We start from the raw sequence: 19,940 nt of genomic DNA on the forward strand, positions 1-19,940 counted from the left end.
GCCGCGTTAGTTTTTCAGCAAAATATCGAAGATTCGCTTGGCGTGATCACGCGCCACTGAACGCTCCCAGCCCGCCAGAGGCATCAATACCCCGCGCAGGTGGTCTCTGAAATCAGGGTGCGTATCCGGCATTTTCTTCCAGTTTTCAGTCGCCAGCGCACGGTTCAGCATTTCATCTTCAAACAGCTTGGTCGTTGCCACTCTTGCCGTATCCTCTGCCAGTAACGCGGCAAGGTAGTGGTAAACCGCTGAGTGCGCAGGCTTATTAAAACCGGTGTTGTCCTTGTTTTGAATCCGCTGGCTGAACAGCTCCAGTTGCTCCAGGAATTTGGCCTGGGTAATGCGCCCCGCCTTTTCCTCTTCCAGCAGCTTTTCCAGCTCCTCGGCGATCTTGTCGAAGAATGCTGGATCCTTGTCCTTACCAGTGACGATGGTCTGCTTCAGCTGGTTTTTCATTACCAGGGCGCGACTACCGGGGCTCGCCAGTTTCTTCAACCGCTCCATATCACTGGCATCCAGAATAGACACCTCATGACCCAGCAGGCTCTTCGCCGGGCTGGCCGCGATGTACTCATCCAGCAGCTGTTGCAGCAGCGCGGACTCCAGTTTGGTGATGCGCTCCTTGTGGGTACTGCCCGGCAGTTTGTCGCGCAGCATCAGGCGAATCTCACCTAGCAGGGTGAAATAGGGCTTGAACGGTACGCCGCGTACATCCGGCAGGATGATGTCCACTGAGCGGTTGAATTGTTTCACCAGGTCGAGGAATTCTTCGACCATGTCCAACCGGGTGGCAGGATCAAGGAAGCGCTCGGCGTCGTCTTTGTAGGTCTCGCGCTGTGCTACAGGGTCATGCTTTTTCGGCAGCAACTTGAGGATGCGGTCGAGTGTGGCTTGCAGTTTGGGCAGTTCGGTTTCGACACCTTCCCAGACCTGCGAAGGTTTCACGTTTCCACCATAAATCTTCAGCGCATGGTCAAGGTGATCGACCACCCCATGGTAATCCACGATGTAACCGGCATTTTTGCCGGGCAAGGTGCGGTTCACCCGTGCAATAGCCTGCAACAGGGTGTGTTCCTTAAGCGGCTTGTCGAGGTACATGATGCCAACAATCGGGGCATCCCACCCCGTCAGCAGCATGTCTGAAACGATGATCAGTCCGACGTTGTTCGCCTGCGGCTTACCATCCAGCCCCTTAGTCTCTTCACCGTAGGGCAGGGGAAATAGCTTGCTGACAAAGTTACCAATCTGCTCGGATGGCATGGCCACGGGGGGCTTTCCGGCTTTCACCTCGGCCTTGACCCGCTCCTCGATGCTGCGAATTTTATCGGCCTCAATCGCGTACGCTGCCGCCTCCTCCATGGTAGAAGCGCCCGTACGGGAAGAGGTGATGCTGGCCAGAGAAATAATCACCTTGCTGTCAAAAGTGGGCAGCCCTTTGTTCGCCCGTTCGACCATGATCGCATCGAGCAGATCCTTGTAACGTACCGCCATATCGCGGCCATCGCACACCAGCATGGCCTTCAAACCTTTGGCCTTTACGCTACCGAGAAAATGCTCGACCAGATGCTCGGCGACCTGCTCCATGCGGTCACTGGCCTGACGCCAGCGGCGCAGCAGCTCACGCTTCAGCTCGTGTTGACGCACTTCACTCTGGTCAGAAAACTGCTCTTTGAACGCGGCATCCAGATCAGCATTGGCCGACAGCGCTACCCAGGCGTCCTGGTATTTGATCGGCAGGGTTGCGCCATCCGCTACCGCTTCATGCAGGCGATATTCGTCGATGTACTCGCCACCGCCAAACTCGCCCAGCGTGTGTTTGTCCTCTTGCAGCAAAGGTGTACCGGTAAAGGCAATAAACCTTGCGTTGGGCAAGCTGGCGCGCATAAAGGCTGCGAGGAAGTCGTACTGGCTACGGTGAGCTTCATCGACCAGCACATAGAAATTTGGCTTGGTGCTCAGCACTCGGAAGTGCACCTTTTCCCGGCTGATTTCTTCCCACTTGGGCTTAACCGGAACACCGCTCTCATCCACCTCCAGGTGGCGGACATTTCGCTCATGCACGATGAAGAAGTCCTTCTCCTCACGAATCCGCCGGTGGCGGGTCGCTTGCAGGGCATCATCTTCTTCGTCAGGCGTCTCGGCAGCCTGCTCAGTAGGCTGGTCGTTTTCCTGGAACTTCTGCACGGTGCTGGTGAACACGCTGCCGTAGTCGTTAGACAGCATCTTCAGCAGGCCATCAACCGACACGGCCTGAATGGCATTGATGCCCACCGCATGGAAGGTGTCGAAGATCTGCTTATCGAGGTCTTTACGGTCGGTCAGCACCAACACGGTTGGGTTGTTTAACCCTGTGCTATCTGCCCGCAGCATGCGCGCGAGCAGAGCCATGGTCAGGGACTTGCCGCTACCCTGGGTGTGCCAAACGACGCCGCCTGAAGGTTTCGGGGCGCACAGGCGATCCACCGTTTTGCGCACGGCACGCCATTGCTGGTAGCGCGGAAGTTTCTTCACGGTCTTGCCGTCGCGGGTTTCGAACAGCACAAAATGGGTGATCAGTTGCAGGAAGCGGCTCGGCTCAAACAATGCCCACAGCACATTTTCCTGCTCACTGGGAGCATCGCCTAACAGGGCAGCAACAGCGGCAGTCTCCAGCGCCTGCATCCGATAGCGGGCGTAATAGGCAGGTTTGGTGAGGATCGCGCCATACAAACCTTCACGCCGATTCAACCCAACACAGACCTGGTTGAACACAAACTGGGTTGGGAAGGTGCTTTGGTAGCCATCCAACTGGCCCAGGGCTTCATCCACGCGGTGATGACTGGCTTTGCATTCGATGATGGCTAGCGGCAAGCCATTCACAAACAACAGCAGATCAGGACGGAAAACATCCCCATCCGCATTGCGCCCCACGTACTGATCGACCACATGGAAGTCGTTGTTGCTGGCATCGCTGGCGTCGAAGAAGCGCACGCTGCGCGGCTTACCCTCGACGTCCTTCACCTGGATATCCGAACGATGCACCACCTGTTCCCAGAACGTCTTGTTGGCCGGCAACAGCTCATCATTCACGCGTTTACGTAGCTCAATCAGCGCTGCACTGATACCGCCAGGTGCAGTCGCGAGCCATGGATTCAGGATCAGCAGCCGAGCTTGCAACACATCGTCCAGTACCGGAGCCAGGTGACGATGTTCAACCTCCACTTGGCTACCGGGCAGATGGGTGTAGCCCAGCTTGATCAGCCAATTGATAGCGGGCAGCTCGACCCCGACATTCTCCGGTGACTGGCTCATTGCTTACTCCTGTTCCTTGGAGGTTTCCCTCGGGCGACTGCGATACCAAACCACCGTGGGGCCATTTTCGGCTTGGCTTTGTTTACGAATTTCAAACTGCTGCGACGCATGGATGACATGACGCCAACTGCCGCAGCCATAGCGCTTGGGTGTCTGCTCGGGGTAGGTCTTGGCAATCCAATGAATGGCTTCGAAAAGTGGTGTCCACCCAGCCTGAGCCAGCTTAGTTTCCGCTTCACGTAAGCAGGCAGTTATACCGCTGCCAGCCCAGTGGATGGTGCCATCGACCCAGATGCCGTGCACAACAGCATCCTCGTACTCTTTGGTTTGCATAAACGAAACCATTAGCTTCCGAGCCTCATCCATGGATATGGCCCAGTCGCGCAGCGTCAGGTAATGGCCGTCGATGGTTTCGTTACTTTCATCGAGATAAGACTCGGCGGCTATACAGCCATCGACACTCCAAAGGTCGAAGCGCTGAAGAAAGTGGTGCACCAACTCGTTTCGCAGGTCGACCAGCTCCTTGAGTGCAGCCTTGGTCTCGGCGTAGCGCTCCTCGGGTAACTCCATCTGGCATCGGAAGCTGACCCATATCTGATCAATAGGCTCAGCCTGCTCTGGCTCATCAGCTAAATCAGGCAGCTTCAGATAGCTCTCGGTCAGCATCCCTACCAAGGTGCCCAGTGTCTTCTTATGGGCACAGGCAACTTTCTCTTCGCGAATCGCCTGAAGCCGTTCCGGAGGGCCACTCAACTCACTATGGGCAACCATCGCTTTGAGCAGCCGCTCGTACTGCTGCAACTGCAACATGCAGCGTCCGAGCTTGCGCTGCACGATTCGCTGAAGGTCAGGTACCGGATCTGAGGAGAGGGGAGTGATTTCGTCCATGAATAAAAACTCAGGCTATGCCGGTGGGGCTATCGAGCTTGACCCGCCACTCGCCGGTTAGCAGCTTTTGCATCAGTCCGCGTTTGAGTGAGGAATAATTTTCTCGCTTGGTCGATAGCAACCTAAGCTTTCCATCAACTGACGCCAAGATGGTTGCAATACGTGCTTGCTCCTCATCTGACGGCAATGGAAAGGAAAACTCACGAATGCGTGTTAGGGCCAGTTTTGGCTGGGCATTTGAGGTCGCCTCCCGTGCTATCAAATCCTGAATAGCGTCGGAGCAAAGGCAATAGAACAAGTAATCACGATTGATTTTGATGTCTGTGAGCTTGTCGGCGTTCTCTGTCAAGTTCGCCCCATCGAGTTCTTCTGGAACAATGCCCACAAGGCCCAACGTTCCAGCCACCGAAATAAAGATGTCGTCTTTGGAAATCGTGTATCGGGCAATGGTGGGCCGCACGTGAGAGGGAACGTAAAGGATGCCTGCGGTATCGACCCCCCCCATAAACATATCGGTCACGCGAATATACGGGTGACCGGTGTTTTCTTCGGTCAGTGTCTCGCCCTTGGGCAGTCGCTTGCCGCCTTTTACCTCACAAACCTCTCCGACCGTAGTAACCACCCAAGCCGAGGGAATCTCCCCCAGCTTACTGCCCTTAAACTCGGTATGCGGTGTCCAGCCACCATTGGCATCTTGCGTGCCCACACCCCGGCTGAACAGGGTTTGCATTAGACCCTGCTTGAGGGCTTGAGTCGCTTCAATCTGGCGGGCAATTACATTCAGCTTATCGTCAACAGCGGTGAGGATCGCGGCGATTTTTTGTTGTTCAGGAAGCGGGGGAAATACAACTATTTCTTTGTGTGCAACATTTCTATTGAGTGTTGGGACGCCTGTCCCTGTCTTGAATTTTTCAAGGCCAATTTCACTTAATTTGTAAAACGCGAACTTCGGGAGATTCCCTTTGAAGTTTTTAACATACAACGTAGTGTTGAGCGGCCAATACTTATCTTCAGTGTAGAAGAGCTTCCCGATTGTTCCTGAGCGACCAGTGATGACACCGGGGCCTTCCGTCACGTTGATGTTGTGAAATCCGAGCAAGCCATTAGATCCAAATATAGGTATGTCGCCCTGAGTGCGATCTTGCACCGGCAGGTCTACACCCCGTTGAAGTTCTAGAAAGCTCAGCAACTCGCCAGTTTTCCAGCCAGACGGAGCGGGAGTCTCTGATTCTGGTGCGCGTTTTAAAGGCCAGGCCTGATTCATGTCGACTCAGCCTCCAACATTCCTAACTCCACCAGATAGCCATTCAGCTGTGTATCAATCCGAGCCTCCTCCTCGGCCAATGAGGCTAATTGAGCCAAGGTTGCCGCCAAATCGACTGCTGCTTCGGCCTCACCGTTGTCGATATAGCGGGAAATATTAAGATTGCCGTCGTTGCTGCGGATCTCGTCCAGCGTCACGACCCTGCAATAGTTCTCGACTTCTGCTTGCTTCGCAAATGCCGCTTTGTGGGCGCTTAAGATTCGTGTGATGTCTTCAGTACGAAGACTGTTCTGTGCCTTACCCTCAAGGTAGTCCCGGCTGGCATCGATGATGATGACCTTGCCTTTGAGGGTGGTGGGTTTCTGCTTGTTGAGGATGAGCACGCAAGCCGGAATGCCGGTGTTGTAGAACAGAGCCGAGGGTAGGCCAACTATGGCTTCAATCAGATCACCCGGCTGATCGCCGCTGGCCGCATTCGTACCGAACAGCAGTCCCTCGCGAATCTTGCCTTCCTCACCACTGCGAAACAGCACACCGTGCGGCAAGATAATGCCCATACGACCATCAGCCTTGAGGCTGGCCAACATATGCTGAGCAAAGGCGAGATCGGCATAGCTCCGTGGCGGGACACCATAGACCAAGCGACCATAAGGATCACTGACCTGCTTGTAGTTGGGTGCCTTGGGCTTCTTGCCACTGTCTTGCTCGTTCTCGTTACTCAGCTCCAACGGTGCCCACCAGGATTTTGCCGAGAACGGCGGATTGGCAATCACCCGGTCGAAGGTCTTCAGGTAATCTCCGTCAAGGTGCTTTGGCTCGACCAAGGTGTCGCCGCGCTCAATGGCTGCATGCATGTTGTGCAGGTAAAGATTGAGCTTGGCTATGGCCCAGGTGCCCAGGTTCTTCTCCTGCCCGTACAGCAGCACATTGGGTTTACCCATCAGGGTGCCATTGGGCAAACCGGATACATGGTGGGCGCTTTCCACCAGCATGCCACCACTGCCGCAGGTAGGGTCATACACGCTGTGACCGGGTTGCGGGTCGATCAGCTCAACCACCAACTGCACCACGGCCTTGGGCGTATAGAACTCACCGCCTTTCTTACCGGCATCATCGGCAAACTGCTTGATCAGATACTCATAGGCATCGCCCAGCATGTCGGCCTTGTACAGATCGTCATTGCCCAGCTTGTACTGGTTAAAGTGGCGCAGCAGACGCTGCAAGGTGGCATCCGCCAGCACCCGCTTATCGCCGTACTGCGTAGCGGTCAGTACATGTTGCAGTTCAGGGTTGTTGGCCTCGATGGTCGCGAAAGCCTTATCAAGGGCCTCGCCGATATTCTCGGTGCGCGAGATCAGATCGAACCAACGGGCGCTGATGGGGAACTTACCCCATTTGTCCTCGATCTCTTCCTGAGCATCGCTGTAGCTCAGGCTTTCGTCCTTCATCAGCTTGGTGACACGTTCGTCGAACACATCGTTGTAACGCTTGAGGAAGAGCAGGCCGAAGATGTAGTTCTTGAAGTCGGAGGAGTCGATGGAACCGCGCAGAATGTTGGCGGACTCCCAGAGCCAGGACTCCAACGTTTCGAGTGACAGCTTGTCAGCCATGGGTAAATCAATCCCTATACAAAGCACGAGGCCCAGCACCTGGCGATTGCTGCCATGACGCCTGGGCACATCAGAAAAAGTGGGCTCGATTGTACAAGTCGACGCCATTTGGAGTCCGAAAAATCATCTCGCTCCACTGCTCCTGTCAAATGAGCATTGCCGTTTAGAGAATAAAAAAAGGCTGCCCAGTGGCAGCCCTTTTTTGGTGCGTCCGTTTCACGTTTAGCGAGAAACTTTCGCGGTCTAGCGATTTTGAGCGTCAGCGAGCCATCAATCCCAGCTCAACGCCCCACCAGTCTGATACTCAATCACTCGGGTCTCGAAGAAGTTCTTCTCCTTCTTCAGGTCCATGATCTCGCTCATCCATGGGAAGGGGTTGGTAGTACCTGGGTACTCTTCCTTCAGGCCGATCTGGGTCAGACGGCGGTTGGCGATGAATTTGAGGTAGTCCTCCATCATCGCGGCGTTCATGCCCAGTACGCCGCGCGGCATGGTGTCACGCGCGTATTCGATCTCCAGCTGGGTGCCCTGCAGGATCATCTGGGTCGCTTCGTCCTTCATCTGGGCGTCCCACAGGTGCGGGTTTTCGATCTTGATCTGGTTGATCACGTCGATGCCGAAGTTCAGGTGCATGGACTCGTCACGCAGGATGTACTGGAACTGCTCGGCGGTGCCGGTCATCTTGTTGCGGCGGCCCATGGAGAGGATTTGGGTGAAGCCGCAGTAGAAGAAGATGCCTTCCAGTACGCAGTAGTAGGCGATCAGGTTACGCAGGAACTGGCGGTCGGTTTCCGGGGTGCCGGTTTCGAACTTGGGATCGGAGATCGAGCGGGTGTACTTGAGGCCCCAGGAGGCCTTCTTCGCGACGCTCGGGATCTCGTGGTACATGTTGAAGATCTCGCCTTCATCCATGCCCAGCGATTCGATGCAGTACTGGTAGGCGTGGGTGTGGATTGCTTCCTCGAAGGCCTGGCGCAGGATGTACTGGCGGCACTCGGGGTTGGTGATCAGGCGGTACACGGCCAGGACCAGGTTGTTGGCAACCAGGCTGTCGGCGGTGGAGAAGAAGCCGAGGTTGCGCATGACGATGCGGCGCTCGTCTTCGCTGAGACCGTCTGTGGATTTCCACAGCGCGATGTCGGCGTTCATGTTCACTTCCTGCGGCATCCAGTGGTTGGCGCAACCATCCAGATACTTCTGCCAGGCCCAGTCGTACTTGAAGGGTACGAGCTGGTTGAGGTCGGCGCGGGCGTTGATCATCTGCTTGTCGCCGACCTGTACGCGCGCGGAGGCGCCTTCGAGGTCGTCCAGGCCTTCCTGGATGTCGAGGTCGTTCAGGGCTTTCTTGGCGCGGGCGACGGCGTCGGAGTCGTTGGCGTCAACGGCGCGGGCCTGCTCGACCGAGCCGGCAGCTTCGCTGTCGAGCTTGTCGAAATTGGTGCCGGCGCTCTGTGCGTTGGCGTTGCTTGCGGCGGCTGCTTCTGCGCCGTCTTCCTTGTCGAATTCATCCCAGCTCAGCATGGCTTGGCTCCTGCGTGAGGGCCGGCGAATAAACCGGCCTGTATGGATATACAGATAATTTGAATTATGTTCCGTTGCGTGATGCGCGCAAGGGTAAACGGGTACCACTGGTCAGCAGGCGGTGGATTGCTGGCTGACCGTTGCCCCTCGACCCGGGGGAGGAGGGGCGGGAATTTGTGGGGAGGAGTGACGGTTTTGCCTGGGCTTTGGGTCGCGGCTAAAGCCCCTCCCACAAGTACAAGCCGAACCGTTTTGCCCTCTCCCTAACCCTCTCCCGCAAGCGGGAGAGGGGATTTACCGCTGATTTGCTTTAGAGCTTCACAGACCTTCGAGCGTGTAGCTGAGCGAGTGAGCGCTAGGCGCCTGGTAGGTCGGAGCCCCTGAGCGTACGCATGTACGTGATGGGGGCCGGCCTAACGGGCAACGACGCGGGCGCCGCTCAGATCCACGCGCCAGCCTTATTGGCAGGCTTCGCAGTCGGGTTCGTCGATGGCACAGGCTTTCGGTACGGGCGCCGGGGCCGGAGCTGCCTGCTGGGCAGGAGCCTGGGCCTTGGCCGAGAAGCCTTCGTCACCACCAGCGGACACTGCGTTGAGCTTGCCGGTGTTGATGGTGGACTTCTCGGTGCTGGTAGCGGCCAGGGCACGGAGGTAGTAGGTGGTTTTCAGGCCACGGTACCAGGCCATGCGGTAGGTCACGTCCAGCTTCTTGCCCGAGGCGCCGGCGATGTACAGGTTCAGCGACTGAGCCTGGTCGATCCACTTCTGGCGACGGCTGGCGGCGTCGACGATCCACTTGGTTTCCACTTCGAAGGCGGTGGCGTACAGGTCTTTCAGATCCTGCGGGATGCGCTCGATCTGCTGCACGGAGCCGTCGTAGTACTTCAGGTCGTTGACCATGACCGGGTCCCACAGGCCACGATTTTTCAGGTCGCGCACCAGGTAGGGGTTGATCACGGTGAATTCGCCGGAGAGGTTCGATTTCACGTACAGGTTCTGGTAGGTCGGCTCGATGGACTGCGACACGCCAATGATGTTGGAGATGGTCGCGGTCGGCGCGATGGCCATGATGTTCGAGTTACGAATACCTTTTTTCACGCGCTCGCGGATCGGTGCCCAATCCAGCGATTCGGACAGGTCGACGTCGATGTACTTCTGGCCACGGGCTTCGATGAGGATCTGCTGCGAATCCAGCGGCAGGATGCCTTTGCTCCACAGCGAACCTTCGAAGGTGCTGTAGCTGCCGCGCTCTTCGGCCAGGTCACAGGAGGCCTGGATGGCGTAGTAGCTGATGGCTTCCATCGACTTGTCGGCGAACTCGACGGCAGCGTCGGAGCCGTAGGCGATGTGCTGCAGGTACAGGGCGTCCTGGAAGCCCATCAGGCCGAGGCCGACCGGACGGTGCTTGAAGTTGGAGTTACGTGCTTGGTCGACGCTGTAGTAGTTGATGTCGATGACGTTATCGAGCATGCGCACAGCAGTCTTCACGGTGCGGCCGAGTTTCTCGATGTCCAGCTTGCCGTCATTGATGTGGTTGACCAGGTTGACCGAGCCCAGGTTGCAGACAGCGATCTCGTCCTTGTTGGTGTTCAGGGTGATCTCGGTGCACAGGTTGGAGCTGTGGACCACGCCCACGTGCTGCTGCGGGCTGCGCAGGTTGCACGGGTCCTTGAAAGTCAGCCACGGGTGGCCGGTCTCGAACAGCATCGAGAGCATCTTGCGCCACAGGTCTTTGGCCTGGATGGTCTTGTACAGTTTGATCTTGCCGTACTCGATCAGGGCTTCGTAGTACTCGTAACGCTCTTCGAAGGCCTTGCCGGTCAGGTCGTGCAGGTCCGGCACTTCGGACGGGCTGAACAGGGTCCACTTGCCGTCTTCGAAGACGCGCTTCATGAACAGGTCCGGAATCCAGTTGGCGGTGTTCATGTCGTGGGTACGACGACGGTCGTCACCGGTGTTCTTGCGCAGTTCGAGGAACTCCTCGATGTCCATGTGCCAGGTTTCCAGGTAGGCGCAGACCGCGCCCTTGCGCTTGCCGCCCTGGTTGACCGCCACGGCGGTGTCGTTGACTACTTTGAGGAAGGGCACGACGCCCTGGGATTTGCCGTTGGTGCCCTTGATGTAGGAGCCCAGCGCGCGCACCGGCGTCCAGTCGTTGCCCAGACCGCCAGCGAATTTCGACAGCATGGCGTTGTCGTGGATGGCGCCGTAGATGCCCGACAGGTCGTCCGGCACGGTGGTCAGGTAGCACGAAGATAGCTGCGGACGCAGGGTGCCGGCGTTGAACAGGGTCGGGGTCGACGCCATGTAGTCGAACGAGGACAGCAGGTTGTAGAACTCGATGGCGCGGTCTTCACGGTTCTTCGGTTCTTCGATCGCCAGGCCCATGGCCACGCGCATGAAGAACACCTGCGGCAGTTCGAAGCGGATGCCGTCCTTGTGGATGAAGTAACGGTCGTACAGGGTCTGCAGGCCCAGGTAGGTGAACTGCTGGTCGCGCTCGTGGTTCAGCGCCTTGCCCAGTTTCTCCAGGTCGTACTCTTTGAGTTTCGGGTCGAGCAGCTCGAACTCGGCGCCTTTTTCCACGTAGGCCGGCAGGGCCTTGGCGTACAGGTCGGCCATCTCGTGGTGAGTGGCGCTGGCAGTGATGTTGAGGAAGCTCAGGGCCTCGGCGCGGATGTTGTCCATCAGCAGGCGGGCGGTGACGTAGCTGTAGTTCGGCTCACGCTCGACCAGGGTACGGGCGGTCATCACCAGAGCGGTGTTGACGTCTTTCTCGGCCACGCCGTCGTACAGGTTCTTCAGGGTTTCGCGCTCGATCAGCGAACCATCGACTTCGGCCAGGCCTTCACAGGCTTCACGGATGATGGTCTGCAGGCGGCCCATGTCCAGCGGCTGCAGTTCACCGCCAGCGGTGGTGATGCGGATGCTCGGGTGCGGCTGGGCGATGTCGCTGCCGGCATTGGCGCTCTTGCGCTTGTTGGCCTGGGCTTCGCGGTAGATCACGTAGTCGCGGGCGACTTTCTGCTCGCCGGCACGCATCAGGGCCAGCTCGACCTGGTCCTGGATTTCTTCGATGTGGATGGTGCCGCCGGACGGCATGCGACGCTTGAAGGTGGCGGTGACCTGCTCGGTCAGGCGCGCGACGGTGTCGTGGATGCGCGACGAAGCGGCTGCGGTGCCGCCTTCTACTGCGAGGAAGGCCTTGGTGATGGCGACGGTGATCTTGTCATCGGTGTAAGGGACGACAGTGCCGTTGCGCTTGATCACACGCAGTTGGCCGGGCGCGGTGGCAGCCAGATCCTGAGAGGATTCAGCGGCCTGCGGCGCCACGGCCTGCGGGTTCTCGCGAGTAGTGTCGGTATGCATGGAGATCTCCGTGTTCTGTAATTTTAGGTGGGACGACACGCGTGCTTGTCGTGCTCTGTCCGCCATTCATTCCATCAACAACTCAGGCCGTGCGCGGCAGCGACGCCGGGTACGGGGTGTTGCAAGAGCGGGCAGGGTGGGCACGACTTCAAGTGCCGTCCTGGCGCATCAGTCACAGCGGGGCATTACCACACCCCGCCTACTACATATAGTGGTCGACTGGCGGATAAGACCGCTGTCTGACCGGCTCACGCGCAACGTCGGGCGTTGCCGCGTGGCTGTAACCCAGGCCAGGCCTGGGTTAGGGCGAAACGGTTAGCCGGGACACCTGGAAAACCCTGCGAAAAGGGCTTGCGCGATTCGTTCTTTTTGTGTCCGGTTTTCTGCAGTAACCCAACATCTGGTGGGTACTGCGCGATGGGGATACAAGATAGTGCGCTGTTGGAGGCATTGCAAGGCGCTAAAAAAAGAACTGCCTGTGGATAAGCTGTGAGTGCCTTGTGGGTGTTAACAGCGTAGCCCGCGTGTTCTCTGGCTCTGGTTGCTAATGACCGTTCGTCGCTCCTGGCGGAAGGTTTTCAGCGACGTGGCGAAGCTGTTCGGCGGCGCACAGACTACCACTATATATAGTGCTTTTGGCATGTGCTGTGCTTAACCAGGTGCCAGGTCTGGGCGCTGGTTTGTCGCTCGCACCGAGACGCGCTCAGCCCCTAGAATGGCGGCGGTATTTGCGGCACTTGCCGCTATGCGAAGGGGAAAGGGTGTGGAACAAGAAGCGTGGCAGATTCTCATCGTCGAGGATGACCAGCGCCTGGCGCAGTTGACCCGCGAGTATCTGGAGGGCAATGGTCTGCGTGTGGCCATCGAAGCCGACGGCGCGCGTGCGGCGGCGCGGATTCTCGCCGAGCAGCCGCACCTGGTGATCCTCGACCTGATGCTGCCGGGTGAAGATGGCTTGAGCATCTGCCGCAAGGTGCGCAGCGGTTACAAGGGGCCGATCCTCATGCTCACTGCGCGCACCGACGACATGGATCAGGTGCTGGGCCTGGAGATGGGCGCCGATGACTACGTGTGCAAGCCGGTGCGCCCGCGTGTGCTGCTGGCGCGCATTCGTGCGCTGCTGCGCCGCCGTGAGGGCAGCGAAAGCGAGCGTGATGAAGGTCAGCCGCGGCGTCTGCAGTTTGGTGCGCTGGCCATCGACAGCGCCATGCGCGAAGCCTGGCTGGGCGAGCAGGGCATCGAGCTGACCAGCGCCGAGTTCGATCTGCTCTGGCTGCTGGCGGCCAATGCCGGGCGCATCCTGTCGCGCGAGGAAATCTTCAATTCCCTGCGCGGTATCGAATACGACGGCCAGGACCGTTCCATCGACGTGCGTATTTCGCGCATCCGCCCGAAGATCGGCGATGACCCGATGCACCCGCGGATGATCAAGACGGTGCGCAGCAAGGGTTATCTGTTTGTCGCCGAGGCCGCCGAAGCGCTGCCGTTCGGTGATGCGCCGCCGATCCTGCGCGATTGATCGGGCGCCCATGAACTCGATCTTCCTGCGCATCTATGGCGGCATGCTCGCCGCGCTGGTGCTGGTGGCGCTGCTGGGCGTCGGCACCTTGCACCTGGTCAACGAGGTGCGCGGTGATCAGTACCGCGAAGGGCTGGCGCGCGGCACCTTTCGCCTGATGGCGGACAACCTGCTGCCGATGAACGAGGTGGAACGCCGGCGCGCCCTGGTGGTGTGGTCACGTCTGCTCGGCATCCCGCTGGAGCTGCAGGCCCTGAGCGAGGTGCCGCTGGAAAGCAGCGAGCGCAACCGGCTGCAGCGCGGCCACGTGCTGGTGCAGCAGACCGGCCCGCACTCGGCCAAGGTCTATGGCCTGCTCGATGGCAAGCAGCCGCTGCTGTTGACTGGCGAGATCCAGCAGATCAGCGAGCAGTTGGCGCGGGCCACCAACTACCTGCTGATCGATGAACTGGTGCGCTACCCGGTGCATGAGCAGCCGCAGCGCTTGGCTGAACTGAAGGCGGCCAAGCAGTTCGGCTTCAACCTGCAGCTGGTGCGGCTTGAAGACGCCACCCTCGACCTCGACCAGCGCAGGCGTATCGACGAGGGCGATACGGTGATGGCGCTGGGCAAGGGTGGCGACTCCATCTATGTGTTCTCCGGCATCGTCGATACGCCTTGGGTGCTGGAGATCGGCCCGCTGTACCAGATGAACCCTTATCCGCCGCAACTGCTGGTGCTGATCGGCGCGCTGGGACTGAGCCTGATCGGCCTGATCGTCTATCTGTTGGTGCGCTCGCTAGAGCAGCGCCTGCGTGCGCTGGAAAGTGCGGCCACGCATATCGCCAGCGGCCGCCTGGATGCCCGCGTGCCGACGCGCGGCGCGGATTCGGTGGGGCGCCTGGCCAGCAGCTTCAACGCCATGGCCGAGCACCTGCAGACCTCCCTGAGCACCCAGCGCGAGCTGGTGCGTGCGGTGTCCCATGAACTGCGCACGCCGGTGGCGCGCCTGCGTTTCGGCCTGGAGATGATTGCCGATGCGCCCAACGAAAGTGCCCGGCGCAAATACATGGACGGCATGGACAGCGATATTCAGGACCTCGACAAGTTGGTCGACGAGATGCTGACCTACGCGCGCCTGGAGCAGGGTTCACCGGCGCTGAATTTCCAGCAGGTGGAGCTCAAGGCGCTGATCGATCAGGTGATCGACGAGCTGGCGCCGCTGAGCAACAAGGTGCGTGTGGAGTGTGGTGCGGTGCTCAGCGTGCAGGCCGAGGGCGCCTCCTGGGTTGAGGCCGAGCCGCGCTATTTGCACCGCGCGCTGCAGAATCTGGTCAGCAATGCCATGCGCTACGCCGAAGGCAAGGTGCTGATCAGCTGTCAGGTCGGCTACAAGCGTTGCCGCATCGATGTCGAGGACGACGGGCCGGGTGTGCCGGAAGAGGCCTGGGAGCGCCTGTTCAGTCCCTTCCTGCGTCTCGATGACAGCCGCACGCGGGCCTCCGGCGGGCATGGCCTGGGGCTGTCGATCGTGCGCCGAATCATCTACTGGCACGGCGGCCGCGCGCAGATCGGCCGCAGCGACAGCCTAGGCGGTGCGCGTTTCAGCCTGGTGTGGCCGCGGCGTCAGGGGGAGTAGGGCGCGATTGTGTGGTGGGCCCGGTGCGCTGTGCGCACCGATTTTTTGCCTGCGCTGTAGCTCGGATGCAATCCGGGGCGATTGAGCGCGGCCAAAAGCATCGCGGCTGAAGCCGCTCCTACAGAGGTTCACCGGTCCCGTGGGAGCGGCTTCAGCCGCGATAGCTCTATCCAGCCCGCATGAAATCCGGGCTACGCCGCCACGGCCACCAGGCTCAGCACCTTGTTATCGAACAGCGCGAACTGGCCATCCAGCTCGGCGCCCGTGCGCCATTCTGGGTGCAGGTCGATCAGCAGGCGCAGGCGTGCGCTGTCGTGGTCCATCTCCAGCAGCTCGGCATCATGGAAATAGAAACGCGTCAGGGTCAGCGGGTAGAGCGCCTTGAACAGGCTTTCCTTGAGCGAGAAGGTCAGGCTGATGCGCGTGGCGCGGGCCTCGTCGTCCAGGCCCGACAGGCGCTGCAACTCGGCCTGAGTGAGGATTTCGCCCTGCAGGCGCTGGGCGCGCTCTACGGGCAGCAGGCGCTCGACGTCCAGGCCTAGCGCGCGCCATTGCTCACGCTGGGCGACCAGTGCAGCAGCCCAGTTGTCGCCATGGGTGATGGAGCCCACCACGCCACGTGGCCACTGCGGCGCGCGGTCTTCGCCGACGGCCGGCACGCTGGGCTGGCCGGTTACGCGGCGCAGCGCCTCGCGGGCACACAGGCGTCCGGCCAGGTACTCGGCCTGGCGCTTGGCGACGCCGCGCACCGGGGCGATATCGCAGCGAGCGAAGTCATCTTCTGCGAGCAGTGCAGGGTCGAAACGGGTGCTGACCAGCTGCGCGCCGTCCACTGCGCGGGGTAGCGGGTTGTGCGTGTCGAGTGGGCTGCAGCAGGCGGGGTGGTGAGCGTTCATGGGCGCGATTGTGCCGCGCGGCGGACCGTGCAGTCATCTGCCGTTTACATTTCTTTGCAGGCAGGTAACAAAGCTAAACGGACGCTGAGGCTGGCTTTTGTCAGACTGCGCTGGCATTCCCCAGGGAGTGCAGGTGAGGTTGTAGTCAGTGCGAGGGCACTGACGTTTTCTCCGAGTTCGAGAACGGTAGCCCGATTGGGCTGCCGTTTTTTTTGCGCTGCGTTTGGCGGCGCCCCCTGCTGGGCCGGGGCCGTGAAGGCGCACTCGGGTGTGGGAGGCGCTTCAGCGGCGAGCTTTTTGCGGTTGCTGTCGCGGCTGAAGCCCCTCCCACAAAGGTAGTGCTGTTCACACAAGAAATGGTGGAACGCGATTAGCCCCCTCGTCCCTCTGGGGAGAGGAGAGCTAAGCGCGCATCTTTAAATGAACAGTCTTACCTCCTCGTTAGCCAAGGCATTCGCATTTGCCCTGTGGCTTTCATGGGGGGATTTGCAGTCAAATGCCTGTGCGGGCAAAAACCGACTCCCGCGAGGACCATGGACGATGACCCAACAATCGCAGTTCGCCCTGCTCGGCAAGAAGCGCTTTCTGCCGTTTTTCGTGACGCAATTGCTAGGCGCCTTCAACGACAACATCTTCAAGCAGTCGCTGATTCTCGCCATCCTCTTCAAGCTCAACACGGGCGTCGACCGCGATCTGCTGGTCAATCTCTGCGCCTTGCTGTTCATCCTGCCGTTCTTTCTGTTCTCTGCCCTCGGCGGCCAGTTTGGCGAGAAGTTCGCCAAGGACGCGCTGATTCGCAAGATCAAGTTCGCCGAGATCGGCATCATGCTCGCCGGCGCCGCCGGGGTGCTGCTGGATAACCTGCCGCTGATGCTCGCCGTGCTGTTCGCCATGGGCACGCAGTCGGCGCTGTTCGGCCCGGTGAAGTATTCGATCCTGCCGCAGCACCTCAAGGAGCAGGAGCTGGTGGGCGGCAACGCCCTGGTGGAAATGGGCACCTTCCTGGCGATTCTGGCCGGCACCATCGGCGCCGGCATCATGATGGCCAGCAGCAGCTATGCGCCCATCGTCGCCGGCTCTGTGGTCGGTGTGGCGCTGCTCGGCTACCTGGCCAGCCATGGCATTCCCAAGGCTTCGGCTGCCATGCCTGAACTGCCGCTGGACTGGAATATCTTTCGTCAGTCCTGGGTGATCATGAAGCTTGGCCTGGGTCAGCGTCCGGCGGTGTCGCGCTCGCTGGTGGGCAACTCCTGGTTCTGGTTTCTCGGCGCGATCTACCTGACGCAGATTCCGGCCTACGCCAAGGAGTGGCTGTACGGCGACGAGAGCGTGGTGACGCTGATTCTCACTGTGTTCTCGTTGGGCATCGGCCTGGGCTCGATGCTCTGCGAGCGCATGAGTGGGCACAAGGTGGAGATCGGCCTGGTGCCGTTCGGTTCCATCGGCCTGACCCTGTTCGGCATCCTGCTCTGGTGGTTCTCCGGTGGCTTCCCCGAGGGCGCCGCGCCGCATGATTGGCTGGCGCTGCTGGGTTACGGCCAGGCCTGGTGGATTCTCGGTTGCATCCTCGGCATCGGTCTGTTCGGCGGCTTCTACATCGTGCCGCTGTATGCGCTGATCCAGTCGCGCACCGCCGAGCACGAGCGGGCGCGGGTGATCGCCGCCAACAACATCCTCAATGCGCTGTTCATGGTGGCGTCGGCCATCGTCGCGATCCTCTTTCTCAGTGTCGCCGGGCTGTCGATTCCGCAGCTGTTCCTGGTGGTGTCGCTGATGAACATCGCGGTCAACAGCTACATCTTCAAGATCGTCCCCGAGTTCAGCATGCGCTTTCTCATCTGGCTTCTGGGGCACTCGATGTACCGGGTCGAGCACAAGGGGCTCGATGCCATTCCCGACGAGGGTGCGGCGGTGCTGGTGTGCAACCACGTGTCGTTCGTGGATGCGTTGTTGATTGGCGGCGCTATTCGCCGGCCGGTGCGCTTCGTCATGTACTACAAGATCTACGACCTGCCGGTGCTCAATTTCGTCTTCCGCACAGCCGGCACCGTGCCGATTGCCGGGCGCAACGAGGACCTGCTGATCTACGACGCCGCCTTCAAGAAGATCGCCGAGTACCTGCGCAACGGTGAGCTGGTGTGCATCTTCCCCGAGGGCAAGCTGAGCGCCGATGGTGAGATCGACGAGTTCAAGGCGGGTGTCGAGCGCATTCTCGAAGAGAACCCGGTGCCGGTGATTCCCATGGCACTGCAAGGCTTGTGGGGCAGCTTCTTCAGTCGCGACCCGCACAAAGGGCTGTTCAAGCGCCTGTGGTCACGGGTGTGCCTGGTGGCTGGAGCGCCGATTGCGCCGGAGCAGGCCAAGCGCGAGGCGTTGCAGGCGCAGGTGGCGGCCTTGCGTGGGGATTGGCGATAGCGAGGGGGCGTGTGGGAGGGGCTTTAGCCGCGATTCGCCGCTAAAGCGCCTCCCACGAAGTTGAGCTCTGGCTTTCTCAATGGCTCAACTTGAGCCCGATCAACCCGCAGACGATCAACGCCACGCTGGCCAGGCGTAGCAGCGCCATCGACTCGCCGAACAGGATGATGCCGGCGATTACCGTGCCCACGGCGCCGACGCCGGTCCAGATGGCGTAGGCGGTGCCCAGCGGCAATTCCTTCATGGCCAGGCCGAGCAGGCCGAGGCTGATGACGATGGCGGAGACGGTGAGCAGGGTGGGCAGCGGGCGGGTGAAGCCGTCGGTGTATTTCAGGCCGACGGCCCAGCCGACCTCGAACAGGCCGGCGAGAAACAGAATGATCCAGGACATGGTCACCTCCAGTGGCTGAAGGGGCCGTCCCCCGGATGAGCCACCCTGGATTCAGGGTGCGGAGGTCGTCCTCGCGTGCGCCAATATTGTGCATATTGGCGCGTCCGGGGCAAGGTGCACCCGATTGGTGCGAGATGCTGAATCAGTCTTCGCTGTGCTTGGCGTTCTGGCCCATGCGGCGGTACAGGGTCGCCAGCAGCGGGCCGGACAGGTTGTGCCAAACGCTGAACAGGGCGCTGGGCACGGCGGCCAGTGGGCTGAAGTGCGCGCTGGCCAGGGCGGCGCCGAGGCCGGAGTTCTGCATACCGACTTCGATCGACAATGTCTTGCGCTGCGCCAGCGACATGCCGAACAGGCGTCCGGCCAGGTAACCCAGGCCCAGGCCGATGCCGTTGTGCAGGATCACCACGGCCATGATCAGCAGGCCCGATTCGGCAATCTTGCCCTGGCTGGCTGCGACTACCGCGGCGACGATGGCGACGATGCTCACCACGGAAATCAGCGGCAGCACCTCGACGGCGGTCTTCACTCGCTCGCCGAGCAGGCGCTGGGCGATCAGGCCCAGGGCGATGGGCAGCAGCACCATCTTGAGGATGGAGATGAACATGGCGCTGAACGACACCGGCAGCCATTCCGACGCCAGCATCCAGATCAGTGTCGGGGTGACGAGCGGGGCGAGCAGGGTAGTGACGGCGGTGATCGAGACCGACAGCGCCAGGTCGCCACGGGCGAACCAGGTGATCACGTTGGAGGCGGTGCCGCCTGGGCAGCAGCCCACCAGGATCACGCCCACGGCGATTTCCGGCGGCAGGGCGAACGCCTGGCACAGCAGCCAGGCGGTGCAGGGCATGATGATGAACTGAGCCAGTACGCCAAGCAGCACGGCCAGCGGGCGGCGGGCGACTTCCTGGAAGTCCGCGCCCTTGAGCGTCAGGCCCATGCCGAACATGATCAGGCCGAGCAGCGGCACGATCCAGGCGGTCAGCGGCAGGAACCAGCTGGGCTGGAAGAAGGCCATGACGGCGAACAGCAACACCCAGATGGCGAAGGTGTTGCCGATGAAACGGCTGAGGGCAATCAGAGCTTGCATGACGGATTTCCTGGCAGGTTCGGAAAGGCCGGCAAGCCTACCAGAAGCGTCGCTATTTGCCTGGTCGAG

12 protein-coding genes are annotated in these 19,940 nt (G+C 60.2%); 3 read left to right on the forward strand and 9 right to left on the reverse strand.

All coding sequences use genetic code 11. The features are described from left to right. Positions 1-6 precede the first annotated feature (6 nt). The 6 genes from AAEQ75_RS15170 to AAEQ75_RS15195 form a co-directional block, all read right to left on the reverse strand. Positions 7-3,291, reverse strand: coding sequence for a type I restriction endonuclease subunit R (locus AAEQ75_RS15170; protein ID WP_343349547.1), 3,285 nt, complete (start codon positions 3,289-3,291; stop codon positions 7-9). 3 nt (positions 3,292-3,294) lie between these two features. Next, positions 3,295-4,179: an OST-HTH/LOTUS domain-containing protein gene (locus tag AAEQ75_RS15175; protein ID WP_343349549.1), complete on the reverse strand. Its 885-nt coding sequence runs from the start codon at positions 4,177-4,179 to the stop codon at positions 3,295-3,297. A 10-nt stretch (positions 4,180-4,189) separates the two neighbouring features. After that, complete coding sequence (locus AAEQ75_RS15180) at positions 4,190-5,443, reverse strand: restriction endonuclease subunit S (RefSeq protein ID WP_343349551.1); 1,254 nt, start codon at positions 5,441-5,443, stop codon at positions 4,190-4,192. Continuing rightward, the gene (locus AAEQ75_RS15185) at positions 5,440-7,053 is read right to left on the reverse strand and encodes a type I restriction-modification system subunit M (protein WP_343349552.1); all 1,614 of its coding nucleotides are present in this window, start codon (positions 7,051-7,053) and stop codon (positions 5,440-5,442) included. Before AAEQ75_RS15185 ends, AAEQ75_RS15180 begins: the two co-directional genes overlap by 4 nt. 270 nt (positions 7,054-7,323) lie before the next feature. Then, positions 7,324-8,574 (reverse strand): ribonucleotide-diphosphate reductase subunit beta, encoded by a 1,251-nt coding sequence (locus tag AAEQ75_RS15190; RefSeq protein WP_037000242.1) that lies wholly within the window; start codon positions 8,572-8,574, stop codon positions 7,324-7,326. 458 nt (positions 8,575-9,032) lie between these two features. Beyond that, positions 9,033-11,942 (reverse strand): ribonucleoside-diphosphate reductase subunit alpha, encoded by a 2,910-nt coding sequence (locus tag AAEQ75_RS15195; protein ID WP_179574134.1) that lies wholly within the window; start codon positions 11,940-11,942, stop codon positions 9,033-9,035. 763 nt (positions 11,943-12,705) lie between these two features. On the opposite strand from AAEQ75_RS15195, the gene AAEQ75_RS15200 reads away from it, so the two are divergent. Together AAEQ75_RS15200 and AAEQ75_RS15205 are read left to right on the forward strand one after the other, a co-directional pair. Beyond that, positions 12,706-13,461, forward strand: a complete 756-nt coding sequence (locus tag AAEQ75_RS15200) for a winged helix-turn-helix domain-containing protein (protein WP_017674890.1) — start codon at positions 12,706-12,708, stop codon at positions 13,459-13,461. A gap of 10 nt (positions 13,462-13,471) precedes the next feature. Then, positions 13,472-15,079, forward strand: coding sequence for an ATP-binding protein (locus AAEQ75_RS15205; protein WP_343349556.1), 1,608 nt, complete (start codon positions 13,472-13,474; stop codon positions 15,077-15,079). Positions 15,080-15,270: 191 nt separating this feature from the next. On the opposite strand, the gene AAEQ75_RS15210 is transcribed toward AAEQ75_RS15205, so the two are convergent. Continuing rightward, positions 15,271-15,975, reverse strand: coding sequence for a 4'-phosphopantetheinyl transferase family protein (locus AAEQ75_RS15210; RefSeq protein ID WP_343349558.1), 705 nt, complete (start codon positions 15,973-15,975; stop codon positions 15,271-15,273). Between the two features lie 540 nt (positions 15,976-16,515). Here AAEQ75_RS15210 and AAEQ75_RS15215 point away from each other — a divergent pair. Next, positions 16,516-18,390, forward strand: coding sequence for an MFS transporter (locus AAEQ75_RS15215; RefSeq protein WP_343349559.1), 1,875 nt, complete (start codon positions 16,516-16,518; stop codon positions 18,388-18,390). A 76-nt stretch (positions 18,391-18,466) separates the two neighbouring features. Here the strand turns inward: AAEQ75_RS15215 and sugE are convergent, their stop codons facing one another. Both sugE and AAEQ75_RS15225 read right to left on the reverse strand, forming a co-directional pair. Beyond that, positions 18,467-18,781 carry a quaternary ammonium compound efflux SMR transporter SugE gene (sugE, locus tag AAEQ75_RS15220; RefSeq protein ID WP_343349561.1) on the reverse strand — a complete coding sequence of 105 codons (315 nt, stop codon included), beginning with the start codon at positions 18,779-18,781 and terminating at the stop codon, positions 18,467-18,469. A 142-nt stretch (positions 18,782-18,923) separates the two neighbouring features. Continuing rightward, on the reverse strand, positions 18,924-19,871 hold the full coding sequence (locus tag AAEQ75_RS15225; RefSeq protein WP_343349563.1) for a bile acid:sodium symporter family protein: 948 nt from the start codon (positions 19,869-19,871) through the stop codon (positions 18,924-18,926). Positions 19,872-19,940: the final 69 nt, after the last annotated feature.

It is taken from the genome of Pseudomonas sediminis (genome assembly GCF_039555755.1).
Taxonomy (GTDB): Bacteria; Pseudomonadota; Gammaproteobacteria; order Pseudomonadales; family Pseudomonadaceae; genus Aquipseudomonas; species Aquipseudomonas mendocina_D.